The organism is Streptomyces sp. NPDC005811, assembly GCF_040630405.1.
Lineage (GTDB): Bacteria > Actinomycetota > Actinomycetes > Streptomycetales > Streptomycetaceae > Streptomyces.
Genome location: NZ_JBEXXK010000004.1, coordinates 202,466 through 217,223, shown reverse-complemented (window position 1 = coordinate 217,223; position 14,758 = coordinate 202,466). Strand labels below are relative to the sequence as shown.

The window sequence follows — 14,758 nt, the reverse complement described above, 5'->3', positions numbered from 1 at the left end:
CGTCAGCGCAGCGCGGAGCCGGTGCGGGCCTGTGCCCTGCGGGCGTTGTTGTAGGCGCGCAGGAGGAGCTTGGAGACCGCGCAGGGCGACCTGTCGACATGGCACTGGCGGCAGGTGCGGGTGTGCTCCTCGTAGGCGGCTCGGGCCTGGTGCAGGGCGTCCTCAGGAGAGGGCATGGGGGGGTCCTCCGAACGGGATGACGAGTGGTCGGGGGCGGACCTACTGACGAGTAGGTCCTACGTCGAAGGAAAGTGGACCATGTTACTGACGGTAGCGGAAAATGGGATTCCGGCCGTTTCGGTAAGGGCCCGTTCCCGGCCCCGTACGAAGTGCGAAAATGCCCGGGATCCGCTCACCACGAGGCGAAGGGGCCGACTTGGCAGGCGAGGACGACGGGCGGCGCGCGGCGGCGGTGTTCGACACGCTGGGGTCCGGATACGAGAAGGCGTTCGCACGCTCGGAGGCGCACCGCAGATCCCTGGAGTGGCTGCTCGGGCGGCTCGCGCCGGGCAGCACGGTCCTGGACGTCGGCAGCGGCACGGGCCGGCCGACCGCCGCGACCCTCGTGGCGGCGGGCCACGAGGTCCTGGGCGTCGACGTCTCCCCGGTCATGGTCGCGCTCGCCGGGCAGCAGGTGCCCGGAGCGGACTTCCGGTGCGCCGACGTACGGGACCTCCCGCTGGAGGAGGGCTCGTTCCACGCGGTCTGCGTCTACTTCTCGCTGCTCCAGATGGACCGCGCGGAACAGTCCGGCCTGATCGGGCGTCTGGCGCGGGCGCTGCGGCCGGGCGGCAGTCTGGTGCTGGCCACCGTGCCGCTGGACGTGGAGGGCGTGGACGCGGTGTTCATGGGCCGGCCGGTCCGGGTCACCAGCTTCGCCGGGGAGGATCTCGTCGAGGCGGTCCGGGCGGCGGGACTGACCGTGCTGGCCGAGGAGGACACGCTGTTCACCCCCGACCATCCGGACGCCGTGCCCGAACCCCACCTCTTCCTGTACTGCGGCAGGGACTGATCAGCGTTCCGCGCGGGCCGCGAGGGAGAGCACCAGGGCCGCCGAGCCCGTGCCGAGGAGCGCGCCCGCGATGACGTCCCCCGGGTAGTGCACGCCGGTGTGGACCCGGGAGTAGCCGACCGCGCAGGCGAGCACGCCCAGCGGGACGGCGGCGGCCGGGAGCGCCGGGCCGACGGCGGCGGCGAACGCGACGGCCGAGGCGGTGTGCCCGGACGGAAAGGACGCCGACGCCGGCATGGGCACATGGCGGCCCGGGAACGGCGAGTCCTCGGCCCGGTGCGGCCGCCGGCGCCGCACCAGCCGCTTGCCGACCAGGTTCGCGGTCGCGGAGGCCACCCCGATGGCGGCGACGCCGAGGACGGCGGCGCGGCGCGAGCGGCCGCCGCACAGCGCCAGTCCGGCGGCGACGGCGAAGGACAGCTTGGAGTGGTCGGCGGCCGCGGACAGCCGGCGCAGCGCGGTGTCCAGGGTGGGGGTCCGGGTGATGGTGACCGTCTCGTAGAGCGCCTGGTCGAGGGTGGCGAGGTCATGGACCAGGTCCGGGGTGGTGAGCTTCGGCAGGCGGTCAGACATCGTAGGCATCCTTGATCGTCTTGGGGTCGTGATGGCCGAGGGCGAGACGCACGATGCGCCGCCAGTCGACCGTCGGCGGCGCGTAGGCGGCGCCGGGGCGGTGCCGGGGCACCCGCACCCGGAGCGCGCTGGGCCGTACGGTGCACACCACCGGGGTGGGCAGTTCGAGCGCCTCACCGTCGACGGCCACCGAGATACGGTCCCGGTCGGCCTCGACGACCACGCGGTGGGGGGTGAGCGTGGTGATGCCGCTGGCCCGTTCGCCGAGCAGGGCGAGTTCGGCGGCCTGCGCGGCGCCCTCCACCCGTACGCCGATCACGCCGAGCAGGCCGGCGTCCAGCCGGGGGCGGCGGCCGCCGCCGAACGGATCGGCGCGGTTGTAGGCGTTGTTGCTGACCAGGAGGGCCTGCGGGGCGTGCAGCAGGGTGTCGTCGGCGTGGACGTCGAGGGTCGGTCCGGCGCCGCCCTGGAGCAGGTCGGGCAGGTACTCCAGGGCGGTGGCGGCCTTGGCGTCGCGGTACTCGGGGTTCTGCACGATCTCGGCGTACGCCCCGAAGGAGACGGTGTTGACGAAGGCCCGCCCGTCGACGTCCCCGAGGTCCACGCGGAGTTCGACACCGTGGGTGAGCGCGTCGAGGCTCAGCGCGGGGTCGGTGCGGTCCAGGCCGAGGTCCATCGCGAAGTGGTTGCGGGTGCCGGCCGCGATGACCATGAAGGGCACGTCGTGCTCGGCGGCGACGGCCGCGACGAGCGCCTGGGTGCCGTCGCCGCCCGCGACGCCGAGCAGGTCCGCGCCCTCGGCGACGGCCTTGCGGGCCTCCGCGACCGGGTCGGTCCAGCCCTCTCCGGTGCCGAGCAGCACCACCTTGGCGCCCAGCGCCTCGGCGCGCGCCACGAGGCCGAACTTCTCGACCTTCCCGCCGCCCGACCGCACGTTCATGATCAGGACGGGCCTGCGGGGCGGCGGGACACGGCGGCCGTGGGTGCCCTTCGGGCGGCGCAGACTGCGCAGCGACTGACGGGCCGAGGCCAGGGCGGCACCCCACAGGGCGACGGCGCCGACCGCGACCACCCACAGCCCCGACGTGGCGTACAGGACCAGCACGCCCACGGGCGCGAGGACGGCGAGCACCCCGCCCAGGAACCGGGCGCCGCCCCGGCGGGCGAGCATCCACCACACGCCGGCCCCGGCCAGGGCGAGTCCGGCGAGGCCGGTGAGCAGGACGACCCAGCCCCCGGACCCGGCGCCGCCCGCCACGACCGCCGCGCAGCCGAGGACGAGGACCAGGGCGAGCCGGGCCCATCTGCGTGCGCGGGCGACGGCGTCCTTGGCCGTGATCCCCGCGGTCCACTTCGAAAGCGTCTCGTTCACCGTGCGCCCGCCATGCTCCGGGGTCCCCTCGAGGTATCTGGACAGCAGTCGGTCAATTGTCCATGGCACAGCAACCCGGAGTGACCGCCGGGTCGTTGGAAGGCTCCATACGGCAGAAGCAGGACGCCCGGACGGGTACGTCGGCCAGCGCGGCCGCGAGCTTCAGCTGCTGGGCGACGATCCGGGCCTCGGCGTCCTTGCCCCGGCGGACCAGGCACTCGTGGAAGCCGTGCAGGGACCAGACGTTGCCCGGGTGCTGGGAGGGCCGCGGCAGGGTGTCGTCGAGCCCGAGGTCGGCGCGGTAGACGGCCTCCGCCTCCGCGACCCGGCCCTGTTCCAGGAGCAGGGCGCCGTAGGCGTGCCGGGTCGGCTGCATCCAGCCCCACGGCTCGTCGTACGGCAGCCCGTCGTCGAGGGCGATCGACCGTTCGAGGGCGGCGAAGGCGAGGTCGTGACGGCCCTTGCGGTACTCCAGCTCTCCGTCGAGCATCGCGTCGGCGATCGCGAGGATGTCCGCGCAGGTGTTGTTGAACAGCATGCGGGTCTCCTGGACCCGCCCGGCGGCCGCCCGGAACAGCGCGCGTTCCGTCTCGGCCTCCGCCACCCGTCCGGTGGCGGAGAGGGCGACCCCGCGGGCGTAGTGCAGCAGCGCCGTGGTGAAGCTGTACAGCTCGGCGTCGGCGGGCAGCGGCAGGGCGAGGATGTCGTCCCAGCGGCCGAAGCGGATCAGGACGTGGAACCGCATGCCGAGGAAGGCCTCCAGCCAGTCGGCCATGGGCGGGCTCTCCACCCGCAGCAGGTCCTCCGGGATGGTGGCCTCCAGCCGGTCCACGGTCTCCAGGGCCGTCCCGCACTGGCCGAGGAACATCGCTCCGTAGATCTTGAAGTGGAGGTTGTGGCACCGGTACAGCGTGTAGAAGTTCATCGGGCCGGACCGGGCCAGGGTTTTCGCGTCGGCGGCGATCGCGGCGGTGTTGTCGGTGACGACGCGCCGGTAGTCGCCGCAGAGCACGTCGAGGTGCGAGGGCATGTGCTGGAGGTGTCCGGCGTCGGGCACCAGCCCGCGCAGCCGGTCGGCGACCCGGAGAGCGGCCTCGGGGGTGGGCGACATCTCCATGAGGTGGGTGTAGAAGTGCAGCACGCCGGGGTGCGCGGCCGCCGCCGGATCGGCGAGCGCCCGGTCGAGCACCTCCTGGGCCTGCCGGGTGCGGGCGCCCTCGGCGGGGCGGCCGGTGCGCACGTCCCACAGCTGCCAGGGGGTCAGGTTCATCAGGGCGTCGGCGTAGAGGGCGGCGACGTCGAGATCTCCGGGGGCCAGTTCGTGGACGGCGCGCATGGCGTCGGCGTACGGCTCGTTCCACACCGTGCAGTCCGGGGCGGGCCGGGTCTGCGGATAGCGGGCGCGCAGGGCTCCGATCAGCGCCCGCTCCACGGGGGTCGCCCCGGCGGCCTTCTCGTGGGCCGTTTCCACGGCGGCGTGGGTGCGGGCCACGGTCCGTTCCAGATCCCGGTCGTCGAAGAACTCCCAGGGCTTGTTGTAGTTGGGGCCGAGGGCGTAGGCGATGCCCCAGTACGCCATCGCGCAGTCGGGGTCGGCCCGGGTCGCCGCCTCGAAGCAGTCCACGGCCTCCTCGTGGTGGAAGCCGTACGACCACACCAGTCCGCGGTCGAACCACAGCTGGGCCTCCGGCGAGGAGGTCGTCACGGGCCGGCCGTGGCTGCCGAGGTCGTAGTAGTACTCCACGGATTCCATGGTGCTCCCATCGTCGCGCGGCGGCTCGAGCGACGTATACCGCGCGGACCGGGGCCGGGGTGGTCGGTCGGGGGCGGGAGCACCCGTACGGGAGAGGGGCCCGTCGGCGCTGCGACGGGCCCCTCTGCCGTGATCCGGTGTCTCGGGCGTGTTCCGGTGTCTCAGGCGGTGCGGCGGACGTTCCGGTAGAGCACCACGAACCCGGCGATCACCAGGAGGCCGCCGGCGGCCGCGGGCCACAGGCTGCCGCCGGTCTCGGCGAGGCTGCCCGAGACGGCCTGGGGCTCGGTGACGTTGCCGGCCGGGGGCTGGGCGCCGCTGTCGACGGGCGCCTCGGTGGCGCTGTCGGCCGGGGCCGGCGTACCGGTGTCGTCGGCGCCCGTGTCCGCCGGAGGCTGGGCCTGGGCCGGGGCGGTCGCGGCGGTGCCGACCTCGCCGACAGGCTTGCCGGCGGGGGCGGAGGTGGCCGCCTTGGGCGCGTCGACGTCGGGCTTGGTGTCGTCACGGGTGTCCGTGCCGCCCACGGCGCCGCCGTTGCCGGTGTTCCCCTTCTGGGGCTCCGTGCCGGCGGGCTCGGTCGCCGGGGACTCGGGGGCCTGGGAGGCGGGGGCCTGGGACTGGGCAGGGGGCTGCTGCCCGGCGTCGCCCGAGGAGCCGTCCGAGCCGCCGTCGGAGCCGCCGTTCGCCCCGCCGTCGGAACCATTGCCGGAACCGCCGTCGGAACCGTTGTCCCCGCCGTCGCCGGAACCGCCGCCCGAGCCGTTGCCCGCTCCGCCGTCCGAGCCGTTGTCGCCGGAACCGTTGCCGCCCGACCCGTCGTCGCCGGTCCCGACGCCGCAGTTCCGGCTCTCGTTGATGCAGTCGACCATCTGCTTCATCAGGCCCTCGTCGAAGACGTTGATGAAGTCGCCGTGGTCCGTCACCGGCTTGTGGAGCTGCTCGGGGAAGGAGTCCACGGCGAACAGCGGCACCGTACGGCCGCCGTCGGCGAGGCTCGGCGCGTCCACGTCGTACACGATGCGCTGCACCAGCTGCGGGATGGCCTCGAAACCGGTCGGGCAGGTGCCGTTCGGAGCCGCGAAGGCCACGTGGGTGCGGTGGTTGGCGCTGTCGATGTTGCTGCCGTCCCAGCAGCTCTGGAAGCGGAAGGTGCGCACCACGTCGCTGCCGGACGGGCACAGCGGGTACTTGTCCTTCAGCTGGCGCTCCTCGAAGCCGGTGCAGCTCCAGGAGGCGTTGGCGTTGCCCGGGCCGTTGACGAAGGCCTTGGCGTCGCCGGTGATGATGCGCAGCAGCCGGGGCATCTCGGTGACCTTGGAGACCGGGTTGCCGACGAAGGTCAGCGTCACGTCCTTCGGGGTGACGATCTCGCCCGCGTTGCCCTCGATACCGCCGCCGGGGCTCTTGGCGTCCTGCTCCTCGGTGCCGTTCTGGAGCCGCAGGACCGGCCAGTAGTACGTGGACTTGTCGCCCTGGTCCACACAGCTCGTCTCGGCGTTCGCCAGGTCGTCGTCGGAGGCGAAGGCGGTGTTGGACTGGTTGCCGATGTAGTCGTGGAAGTGGTGGGCGCCGTTGCTGACGCCGGGGGCGACGATGACGTTGTCCGAGTTGAACAGGCCGTTCTCGTTCACTCCGCAGCTGGTGACGAAGGTGCCGCGGGAGGGGCCGGAGCGGGGGTCGAGGTGGAGGGAGGCCGGGACGGTCCTGATGTCGACGTAGTCCCCGGCGACGGGACCGTTGCCCGCCTGGCCGCCGTTGCCCTGCTGGCCGTTCTGACCGGACTCCTGAGCCGAGCCCTGTCCCTGGCCTGCGTTCTGCCCCTGCCCCTGCCCCTGCTGCTGTCCCTGCTGCTTCTGCTCCTCGGTGATACGCAGGGAGCAGGCGGCGAGCGCGTCCAGGCCGTCCGGGCGGTCGCCGTCGCGGTCGATGGCCTCCGCGATCCGGCCGATCGTCGCGCCGCGCTTCTCCTTCAGCGGGTTCATCACCGCGTTGTCGGCGAAGCCCTGGTCCTGCCGTACCGCCTGTGCCTGGTCCTGGAGTTGCTGGTAGGCGGCGGCTATCTGCTGGTCCAGGGCGGCGAGTTCGCGGTCGACCTCGGACCGGGCGCCGTCGGGGACGGAGGTGAGGCTGTTGCCGACGTCGGGACAGTCGATGGTGACCGAGCCCCCGCCGGTGAGTTCCACCGTGTCGCCGTTGGAGGTGGCCGAGGCGTAGACGTTCACCGCCATCAGCCCGCCGCCGCCGAGGATCAGGGCGACGGCGGCGAGGGTCGCCCGCCGCCCGCCCGTCGGGCGTCTGCGTCTGTTCTGTACCAAGGAGTGCTCCTACGGGAATTCGTCGTCGGCGGCCTGGGCATGGAAATCCCCCGCCCCATACGCAGCCGGACGCACCAGTGTTCAACCGACGCACGAATTCATAGCAAGATCTCAGGCGGAGCGACTCGGCGGGCCCTCCGGAACGGGCGCCGACAGCAGCGCCGGCGCCTTGAACAACCGCCTGAGGTGGGCGCGTTCGTGGTACAGACCGAGCACGACGGCGGCGGCGACGGCTATCAGGTGCTCGCGGCCGGCCAGGTTGGGCTTGGCGATCGACTCGACGACCATCGAGCCGCCGGTGAGGAAGAACACCACGGGGGCGCGGCGCACCACCGAGAGATAGGTGAACAGGCCGACTACGGCGGCGGAGGGGCCGGTGTCGAGCACCTGGCCCGCCTCGGGCGGCAGTCCGATGCCCCACCATCCGGGCCCCAGCGCGATCATCACCCGCACGGTGAGGGTGCCGGCCAGGGTGGCCGCGTAGGCGACGGCGAGGGTCCTGAGCCGGCCGAGGGCGAGTTCGGCCAGGGCGAAGGCGAGGAAGAGCTGGGTGATGCCGGCCCACACCGGCAGGTCGAGGGCGGGGACGTAGAGGGAGATGGGGGTGCGCAGCAGGGCCAGCCAGAGCGGGAGGTCGCCCTGGACGCCGCCGAGGATCCGCACGGCGGTGGCACCGGTCGGGTTCTGGGCGATGGCATGGAAGAAGATCACTCCGCCGCAGGCCACGAACGCGAGCAGCAGGGCTCCGGGGCCGCGCCGGCGGAGCTGCCGGAGGGGGTCGACGACGATGCCGTACAACTCGTCGCGCAGCGTGCGGGCGACGAACACGGCCGCGCGCAGCGGGAGGCTGCGGCGCGGTTTCCGCTCGCCGCCCCCGGCACGGCCGGTGCGGCGTCCGTCCACCTCTGGACGCAGGATCACCAAGGGGTCCCCCAAGAAACTCGTCGCACGGACGTCCGTGTCCGGGCCGGTCGGAACAGCTCCCCCGGCGGCGCGCGGCAGGATCGGCGCACGTCACCGACGGGGGACGCCACCGGCGGGTCGGCCGGTGTCGCCCCTGTGAAGACGCAATGAGGGCCTGCCAGGATTACTCGCCCGCGGGTCGCGACTGTGCGCACGCGAACCATGACGGAACGTCACCCGTCGCCTCCCGAAGGCCAGGCGCATGAAGGCCACGCGTATGTCGGTACGGGACCGCCGACCTCGCGCGTTACAGTGCACCGCCGACATCGAGAGGGGACCGGGACGTGCGTCACGGGGTGGGGGACGGACGGCGGGGGCTGACCCTGGCGGTCCTGCTGACGGCGCTGGTCGGCGGCTGTTCGACGGGGGACGGGGAATCCGATCCGGCCGAGGTCGAGGTCGCGCGGCGCGGGGCGCGTGTGGGTCCGGCGGGGTCGGCCTGCGAGCTGCCGGTCACCTTCGACGTCGCCGAGTCCTGGAAGCCGAAGGCGGTCGACGCCGAGGCGGGGCTGGCGGGCGTGAGCGAGGACCTGGCGGATCTGGCCGAGGCGTTCCTGCGCCAGGGGCCGGTCACCATGGCCTGCGAGATAGACGCCAAGCCCGCCGGGAACATCGGCTTCCTCCGGGTGTGGACCGGCGAGCCGGGGAACGCCGGCGCCCGGGCCGTGCTGGAGGACTTCGTCGCCGCCGAGCAGGGGGCGGCGCGGGAGAAGTACCGCACCTTCGAGACGGGCGGCCTCACCGCCACCGAGGTGGAGTACACCGTGCCCGGCAGCGGCGCACTCCGGACGTCCCACGCCTTCGCCGTCGTCACCCCCGACGGCCCGGTCGTCCTGCACCTCGGCGGCCTGGACGAGGAGGAACACCAGGAGATGCTCCCGGCGTACGAACTGGCGAAGACGACCCTGCGCAGCACGGCCTGACCGGCCCGCGCGGGCCCGCCTCGCCCGTCACCGCAGGGCCCGACCCCGCTCACCCCGCACGACCCCGCTCACCCCGCACGGCCCGGCGCCACCCGCCCGGTCGGCGAGGGCACCCGCGCCCGGATGCACGGCACCGCAGGTGTGGCGCATTCTTGCTGTGTCGCCCACGCGGCGGCGCACGGACGAGGTAGGGCCGATGACTGGGAGCGCCGGGGACGAGCGGAGGCCGTCCGGGCCGCCGCCCGCGCTGCTGACCGCGGCCGCGGTCGACGCGCTGCGGGCGGCGGACGGGCGTGCCGCCGGCGTGTACCTGCGCTCTCGCGCCCCCGGCATGATGCGGCTCGGGGTGATCGCGGGGCTGCCCGGCCGCCTGTTCCGGCCCTGGTGGCGGGTGCATGTGGACCGGCCGTTCCCGGTGGTGGACGTGCAGCGGACGGGCGTACCCGTGGTGCTGGCGAACGCCACGGAGGCGATGCGGCGCTATCCGCAGCTCGCGGCGGGGCTGCCGTTCCCCTTCGGCTCGCTGTATCTGCCGGTCGCGGCGCAGGGCCGGTCCTTCGGGGTGCTGATCGTGCTGCGGGCGGCGGCCGCCGACGCGGCGGAGGTGCTGGCCGAGCAGGAGCGGCTGGCGGGCGTGGCGGACGGGCTCGCGGCGGAACTCGCGCGGCTGGAGGCCGGGGGCGCGCCGGTCACCTGGGACGAGCCACCGGTGTGCGTACGGCCGCCGGCCGTGGGACCGGCGCCGGGGCGGGTCGGCCGGTTCTCGTGGGACCCGGCGTCCGACACCGTCCACGCCGACGACCGGGCGCGGGCGCTGTTCGGGCTGCCGCCTGGGGACGTCCCCGGCACGCTGGAGGAACTGGCCCGGGCCGTCGACCCGGGCGACGCCCACCGCCTTCCCGACCTGCTGAGGGAGACGGCGCGGGGCAGCCCGCCGCCGTTGCCGCTGCAGGTGCGCACCACGGAGGGCGGACTGCGGCTGCTGGAGCTGTGGGCGGCGGCCGAGGGGCCGTCCGGGTCCGTCACGGGCGTCCTGCTCGACCCGGGTGCCGGTGCCCTCGCCGACGGCGCGGCGGATCTGCTGCCCGAGGGCGTGTTCTGCGTCGACCGGCTGGGGCTGGTCGTGTACGCCAACGCGCGGGCCGGGCACTTCCTGGGCGTGGGCCGGGAGGAGCTGGTCGGCCGGCCGCTGTGGGAGGCCGTGCCCTGGCTGAACCAGCCGGCCGGCGAGGAGCATCTGCGGGGCGCCCTGCTGTCGCCGGAGCCGGTGCACTTCCATGTGCAGCGGCCCGCCGACGGCCCGCGGGTGTTCGAGGGCGACTGGCTCAGCATGTCCGTCTACCCCGGCCCCGACCTGCTGACCTGCACCGCCGTCCCCGCGAACCGTGTCCCGCCCGAAGCGGACCCCGAACCGGTGCGGACCGAGACCCCGGCGCCGGACCCGGCCGCGCAGACCGCTCCGCTGTACCGGCCGATCGTGCTGGCGATCGCGCTCACCGAGGCGGTGACCGCCCGCCAGGTGTCCGAGGTGGTCATGCAGGAGCTGCTCCCGGCGTTCGGCGGCCGCCGGCTCGCGATCTACCTGCTCCAGGAGCGGCATCTGTACCTGGCGTGGGAGAGCGGCTTCCCCGACGGGTTCCTCTCGGCGTTCGAGGGGGTGGGGCTGGACGCCCGGCTGCCGGGCGTGGAGACGCTGACCACGGGCCGTCCGCTGTTCTTCGACTCGATGCCGCAGCTGGCGGCCGCCTACCCGGGCATCGACCTGGACGCGCGGGAGGGCGCCCGCGCCTTCCTCCCGCTGATCGCCTCGGGCCGCCCGGTCGGCTCCTGCATCCTCGGTTTCGACGGCCCGCGCAGCTTCAGCCAGGAGGAGCGCACCGTGCTGACCGCGCTCGCCGGGCTGATCGCCCACGCGATGGAGAAGGCCCAGCGCTACGACACGGAGGCCGCCCTCGCGCGCGGGCTCCAGCAGGCCCTGCTCCCCCGGCGGCTGTCGCAGCACGCGCGCGTGGAGACCGCGGGGCGCTATCTGCCGGGCACCGAGGGCATGGACGTGGGCGGTGACTGGTACGACGTGGTGGAGGCGGGCGACGGGCTCGCGCTGGTCATCGGGGACGTCCAGGGGCACGGGGTGCAGGCCGCGGCCACCATGGGGCAGCTGCGCAGCGCGGTACGGGCGTTCGCGCTCAGCGACCATCCGCCGCAGGAGGTCATGTCCGGCACGAACCATCTCCTCATCGACCTCGATCCCGGGCAGTTCGCCAGTTGCTGCTATGTCCGGCTCGATCCGGCGACCGGCCGGGCGCGGGCGGCACGGGCCGGCCATCTGCCGCCGCTGCTGCGCGGGCCGGACGGCCGGACGACGGCGGTGGACCTGCCGGGCGGGGTGGTGCTGGGGGTCGACCCGCGCGCCCGGTACCCGGTGACGGAGCTGAGGCTGGAGCCGGGCGCGATCCTGGCGCTGTACACGGACGGGCTGGTGGAGCGCCCCGGGCACGACATCGACGAGGGCATCGCGGCCCTGCGCGCGGCGCTCGCCGGGGCGGGCGACGGGGCCGGGGGTTCCCTCGGGGAGGTCGCCGACCGGCTGACCGCCTCGGCCCGGCAGGCGGCGGACCGGGCGGACGACATCGCACTCCTGCTCGCGACCCTCCCGCCCCACCCGACTTCCGACCACCCGCCCCGGCCCACCCGTGACCGAAGCGCCGGCCCCGGGAACACCCGTCACCGAACCACCCGCCCCCGAACCACCCGTCGCCAAACGACCGCCCCCGAACCACCCGTCACCGAAGCACCGGCCCCCGGAGCACCCGTCTCCAAACCACCCGCCCCGGAACCACCCGTCGCCAAACGACCCGCCCCCGAACCACCCGTCACCGAAGCACCCAACTCCGGAACACCCCCCGCCGAACCACCCGCGCCGGAGCCACCCGTCACCGAACCACCCGCCCCCGGCCCACCCACCTCCGAACCCGCCGGAAGATCACGCAGGGGGAGCGTGAGCGACCCGTCTCGTGACCCTGTGTGACGCCTCTCGCCTCATGGGGCCGGGCAGTGTAGGAATGGCACATGGCACGTGTCCTGGGGCGCCCGAGTGCCCGGCCGGCCCGCCGTCCCCGGGGCCCGGGAGTTCGGCGTGCGCCGGAGTCCGCGATGGGCGGGCGCAGTCTCGCGGCGCAGGTGTTCGTCCTGCAGGTGGCGATCGTGCTGCTGCTGGTCGTGGCGGCCGTCGTCGCGCTGCTGCTCCAGGTGCGCCACGACACCACCCAGGAGGCCCGCAACCGCTCCCTCGCCGTCGCGCAGACCTTCGCCAACTCCCCGGGCATCGTCGAGGCGTTGCGCAGCCCGGACCCGACGGCGGTGCTCCAGCCGTCGGCCGAGGCCGCCCGCAAGGCCGCCGACATGGACTTCGTCGTCGTGATGAACACCGACGGCATCCGCTACACCCATCCCAAACCGGACCGCATCGGCAAGAAGTTCGTGGGGAACATCCAGCCCGCGCTGGAGGGCGGCACCATCGTCGAGGAGGTCAACGGCACCATCGGCCGGCTGGTGCAGGCCGTCGTCCCGGTGAAGGCTCCCGACGGGACGGTCGTGGGTCTGGTGTCGTCGGGCATCACCACCCAGCACGTCGGCGGCAACGCCGACCGTCAGCTGCCGCTCGTCCTCGGCAGCGCCGCCGTCGCGCTCGCCCTGGCGACCGCGAGCACCGCGCTGGTCAGCCGCCGGCTGCTGCGGCAGACCCATGGGCTCGGACCGCGCGAGATGACCCGGATGTACGAGCACCACGACGCGGTGCTGCACGCCGTGCGCGAAGGGGTGATCATCGTCGGCGGGGACGGCGAGCTGCTGCTCGCCAACGACGAGGCGCACCGGCTGCTCGACCTGCCGCCGGACGCCGAGCGCCGTCAGGTCCTGGACCTGGGCCTGGACCCCGGTACCGCCGAGCTGCTGGCGTCGGGGCGGATGGTCACGGACGAGGTGCATCTGGTCGGCGACCGGCTGCTGGCGATCAACCAGCGGCCCACCGATCTGGCGGGCGGCCCGGAGGGCAGCGTGGCCACGCTGCGTGACTCCACGGAGCTGCGGGCCCTGTCCGGGCGGGCGGAGGCGGCCCGGGAGCGCCTGGACCTGCTGTACGCGGCCGGGGTGGGCATCGGCACGAGCCTGGACGTCACCAGGACGGCGGAGGAGCTGACCGAGCTGGCGGTGCCCCGGTTCGCGGACTTCGTCACCGTCGACCTGTTCGACGCGGTGCTGGCCGGTGAGGAGCCGGAGGCGCGGGGCGCGCTGCGGCGCACGGCGATGAGCGGGGTCCGCAAGGGCTCGCCGCTGTACGCGGTGGGCGAGCGGATCCGGTTCGTCGACTCGGCGCCGCAGGCCCGCGCGCTGGAGACGGAACGGGCCGTGCTGGAGGCGCGTCTCGCGGAGTCGCCGGGCTGGCGGGCGCAGGACCTGGAACGGACCGGGCAGATCGTGGAGTTCGGCATCCACTCGCTGATCACCGTGCCGGTGCGGGCGGGCGCGCTGGTGCTGGGCGTGGTGAGCTTCCTGCGGTCGGAGCGGCCCGAGCCGTTCGACCCGGAGGAGGTGGCGCTGGCGGAGGAGCTGGTGGCGCGGGCGGCGGTCTCCATCGACAACGCGCGCCGCTTCACCCGTGAGCACGGCATGGCGGTCACCCTCCAGCGCAGTCTGCTGCCCCGCACCCTGCCCGAGCAGAACGCGCTGGACATCGCCTACCGCTATCTGCCGGCGCAGGCCGGGGTGGGCGGCGACTGGTTCGACGTCCTGCCGCTGTCCGGGGCGCGGGTGGCGCTGGTGGTCGGTGACGTGGTGGGGCACGGGCTGCACGCGGCGGCCACGATGGGGCGGCTGCGTACGGCCGTGCACAACTTCTCCGCGCTGGACCTGCCGCCGGAGGAGCTGCTCGGGCTGCTGGACGAACTGGTGACCCGGATCGACCAGGACGAGGCGTCGGACGGCCCCCATGGCCCGGTGTCCGGGGCGACCTGTCTGTACGCGATCTACGACCCGGTGTCCCGGCGGTGCATCGTGGCGCGGGCCGGGCATCCGCCGCCGGCGCTGGTCCACCCCGACGGCCGGGTGGAGTACCCCGAGGTGCCGGCCGGGCTGCCGCTGGGCCTGGGCGGGCTGCCGTTCGAGACGGCCGAGCTGGAGCTGGCCGAGGGCAGCCGGCTGGTGCTGTACACGGACGGGCTGGTGGAGGACCGGCAGCGGGACATCGACACCGGTCTGGAGCTGCTGCGCACGGCGCTGGAGCGCACCGCCGACGGTACGCCGGAGGAGGCCTGCCGCGGTGTCCTGGACGCGCTGCTCCCGGCCCGTCCGAACGACGACATCGCGCTGATCGTGGCGCGCACCCGGGCGCTCGGCGCCGACCGGGTCGCCGAGTGGGACGTACGGGTGGATCCGGCGGCGGTGGGCGAGGTGCGGTCGGCGGTCGTGCGGCAGCTGGCCCGGTGGGACCTGGAGGAGCTGTCGTTCACGACGGAGCTGATCCTGAGCGAGCTGGTCACCAACGCGATCCGCTACGGCATCGCGCCGGTACGGGTCCGGCTGATGCGCGACCGCACGCTGATCTGCGAGGTGTCCGACGCCAGCAGCACCTCGCCGCATCTGCGGTACGCGGCGATGACGGACGAGGGCGGCCGCGGACTGTTCCTGGTGGCGCAGCTCACCGACCGCTGGGGCACCCGGTACACCCCCACGGGCAAGGTCATCTGGGCGGAACAGCCGCTGCCGTGAACGGGGTTGCGCGTGCGCGACGCCCCGCCCCTGGCTCATAAATGACGTTTATGAGTCCATAGACCGGACCCGCGTACCGAC

General features: G+C 74.1%; 10 protein-coding genes. 4 read left to right on the top strand and 6 right to left on the bottom strand.

Annotated features, from left to right (window positions below; all coding sequences use genetic code 11):
- Window positions 1–2: 2 nt before the first annotated feature.
- A complete protein-coding gene (locus ABZ490_RS06120; protein WP_358984868.1) occupies window positions 3–176 on the bottom strand; it encodes a hypothetical protein in 174 nt (57 codons plus the stop codon).
- A gap of 161 nt (window positions 177–337) precedes the next feature.
- Between ABZ490_RS06120 and ABZ490_RS06115 the strand changes: the two genes are divergently transcribed.
- Window positions 338–1,012: a class I SAM-dependent methyltransferase gene (locus tag ABZ490_RS06115; RefSeq protein ID WP_358984865.1), complete on the top strand. Its 675-nt coding sequence runs from the start codon at window positions 338–340 to the stop codon at window positions 1,010–1,012.
- On the opposite strand, the gene ABZ490_RS06110 is transcribed toward ABZ490_RS06115, so the two are convergent.
- The 5 genes from ABZ490_RS06110 to ABZ490_RS06090 form a co-directional block, all read right to left on the bottom strand.
- Window positions 1,013–1,585 carry a phosphatase PAP2 family protein gene (locus ABZ490_RS06110; RefSeq protein WP_358984862.1) on the bottom strand — a complete coding sequence of 191 codons (573 nt, stop codon included), beginning with the start codon at window positions 1,583–1,585 and terminating at the stop codon, window positions 1,013–1,015. It lies immediately after the preceding gene.
- On the bottom strand, window positions 1,578–2,957 hold the full coding sequence (locus ABZ490_RS06105) for a diacylglycerol kinase family protein (protein ID WP_358984859.1): 1,380 nt from the start codon (window positions 2,955–2,957) through the stop codon (window positions 1,578–1,580). The genes ABZ490_RS06110 and ABZ490_RS06105 overlap by 8 nt, the downstream gene beginning before the upstream one ends.
- 52 nt (window positions 2,958–3,009) lie before the next feature.
- Window positions 3,010–4,710, bottom strand: coding sequence for a hypothetical protein (locus ABZ490_RS06100; protein ID WP_358984856.1), 1,701 nt, complete (start codon window positions 4,708–4,710; stop codon window positions 3,010–3,012).
- A 161-nt stretch (window positions 4,711–4,871) separates the two neighbouring features.
- Window positions 4,872–6,938, bottom strand: coding sequence for a DUF1996 domain-containing protein (locus ABZ490_RS06095; protein WP_358985107.1), 2,067 nt, complete (start codon window positions 6,936–6,938; stop codon window positions 4,872–4,874).
- A 198-nt stretch (window positions 6,939–7,136) separates the two neighbouring features.
- Window positions 7,137–7,853: a hypothetical protein gene (locus tag ABZ490_RS06090; RefSeq protein WP_358985104.1), complete on the bottom strand. Its 717-nt coding sequence runs from the start codon at window positions 7,851–7,853 to the stop codon at window positions 7,137–7,139.
- Between the two features lie 419 nt (window positions 7,854–8,272).
- Here ABZ490_RS06090 and ABZ490_RS06085 point away from each other — a divergent pair, with 419 nt between their 5' ends.
- From ABZ490_RS06085 to ABZ490_RS06075, 3 genes are all read left to right on the top strand, one after another.
- Window positions 8,273–8,911: a lipoprotein gene (locus ABZ490_RS06085; RefSeq protein ID WP_358984853.1), complete on the top strand. Its 639-nt coding sequence runs from the start codon at window positions 8,273–8,275 to the stop codon at window positions 8,909–8,911.
- A gap of 196 nt (window positions 8,912–9,107) precedes the next feature.
- The gene (locus tag ABZ490_RS06080) at window positions 9,108–11,939 is read left to right on the top strand and encodes a SpoIIE family protein phosphatase (RefSeq protein WP_358984850.1); all 2,832 of its coding nucleotides are present in this window, start codon (window positions 9,108–9,110) and stop codon (window positions 11,937–11,939) included.
- 125 nt (window positions 11,940–12,064) lie between these two features.
- Window positions 12,065–14,677 carry a SpoIIE family protein phosphatase gene (locus ABZ490_RS06075; RefSeq protein ID WP_358984846.1) on the top strand — a complete coding sequence of 871 codons (2,613 nt, stop codon included), beginning with the start codon at window positions 12,065–12,067 and terminating at the stop codon, window positions 14,675–14,677.
- The last annotated feature ends 81 nt before the right edge of the window (window positions 14,678–14,758 follow it).

Excerpts from the sequence above, each read along its gene's own strand:
- ABZ490_RS06120 (WP_358984868.1), bottom strand. The coding sequence starts at position 176 with ATGCCCTCTCCTGAGGACGCCCTGCACCAGGCCCGAGCCGCCTACGAG.
- ABZ490_RS06115 (WP_358984865.1), top strand. The coding sequence starts at position 338 with ATGCCCGGGATCCGCTCACCACGAGGCGAAGGGGCCGACTTGGCAGGC.
- ABZ490_RS06110 (WP_358984862.1), bottom strand. The coding sequence starts at position 1,585 with ATGTCTGACCGCCTGCCGAAGCTCACCACCCCGGACCTGGTCCATGAC.
- ABZ490_RS06100 (WP_358984856.1), bottom strand. The coding sequence starts at position 4,710 with ATGGAATCCGTGGAGTACTACTACGACCTCGGCAGCCACGGCCGGCCC.
- ABZ490_RS06095 (WP_358985107.1), bottom strand. The coding sequence starts at position 6,938 with ATGGCGGTGAACGTCTACGCCTCGGCCACCTCCAACGGCGACACGGTG.
- ABZ490_RS06080 (WP_358984850.1), top strand. The coding sequence starts at position 9,108 with ATGACTGGGAGCGCCGGGGACGAGCGGAGGCCGTCCGGGCCGCCGCCC.
- ABZ490_RS06075 (WP_358984846.1), top strand. The coding sequence starts at position 12,065 with ATGGGCGGGCGCAGTCTCGCGGCGCAGGTGTTCGTCCTGCAGGTGGCG.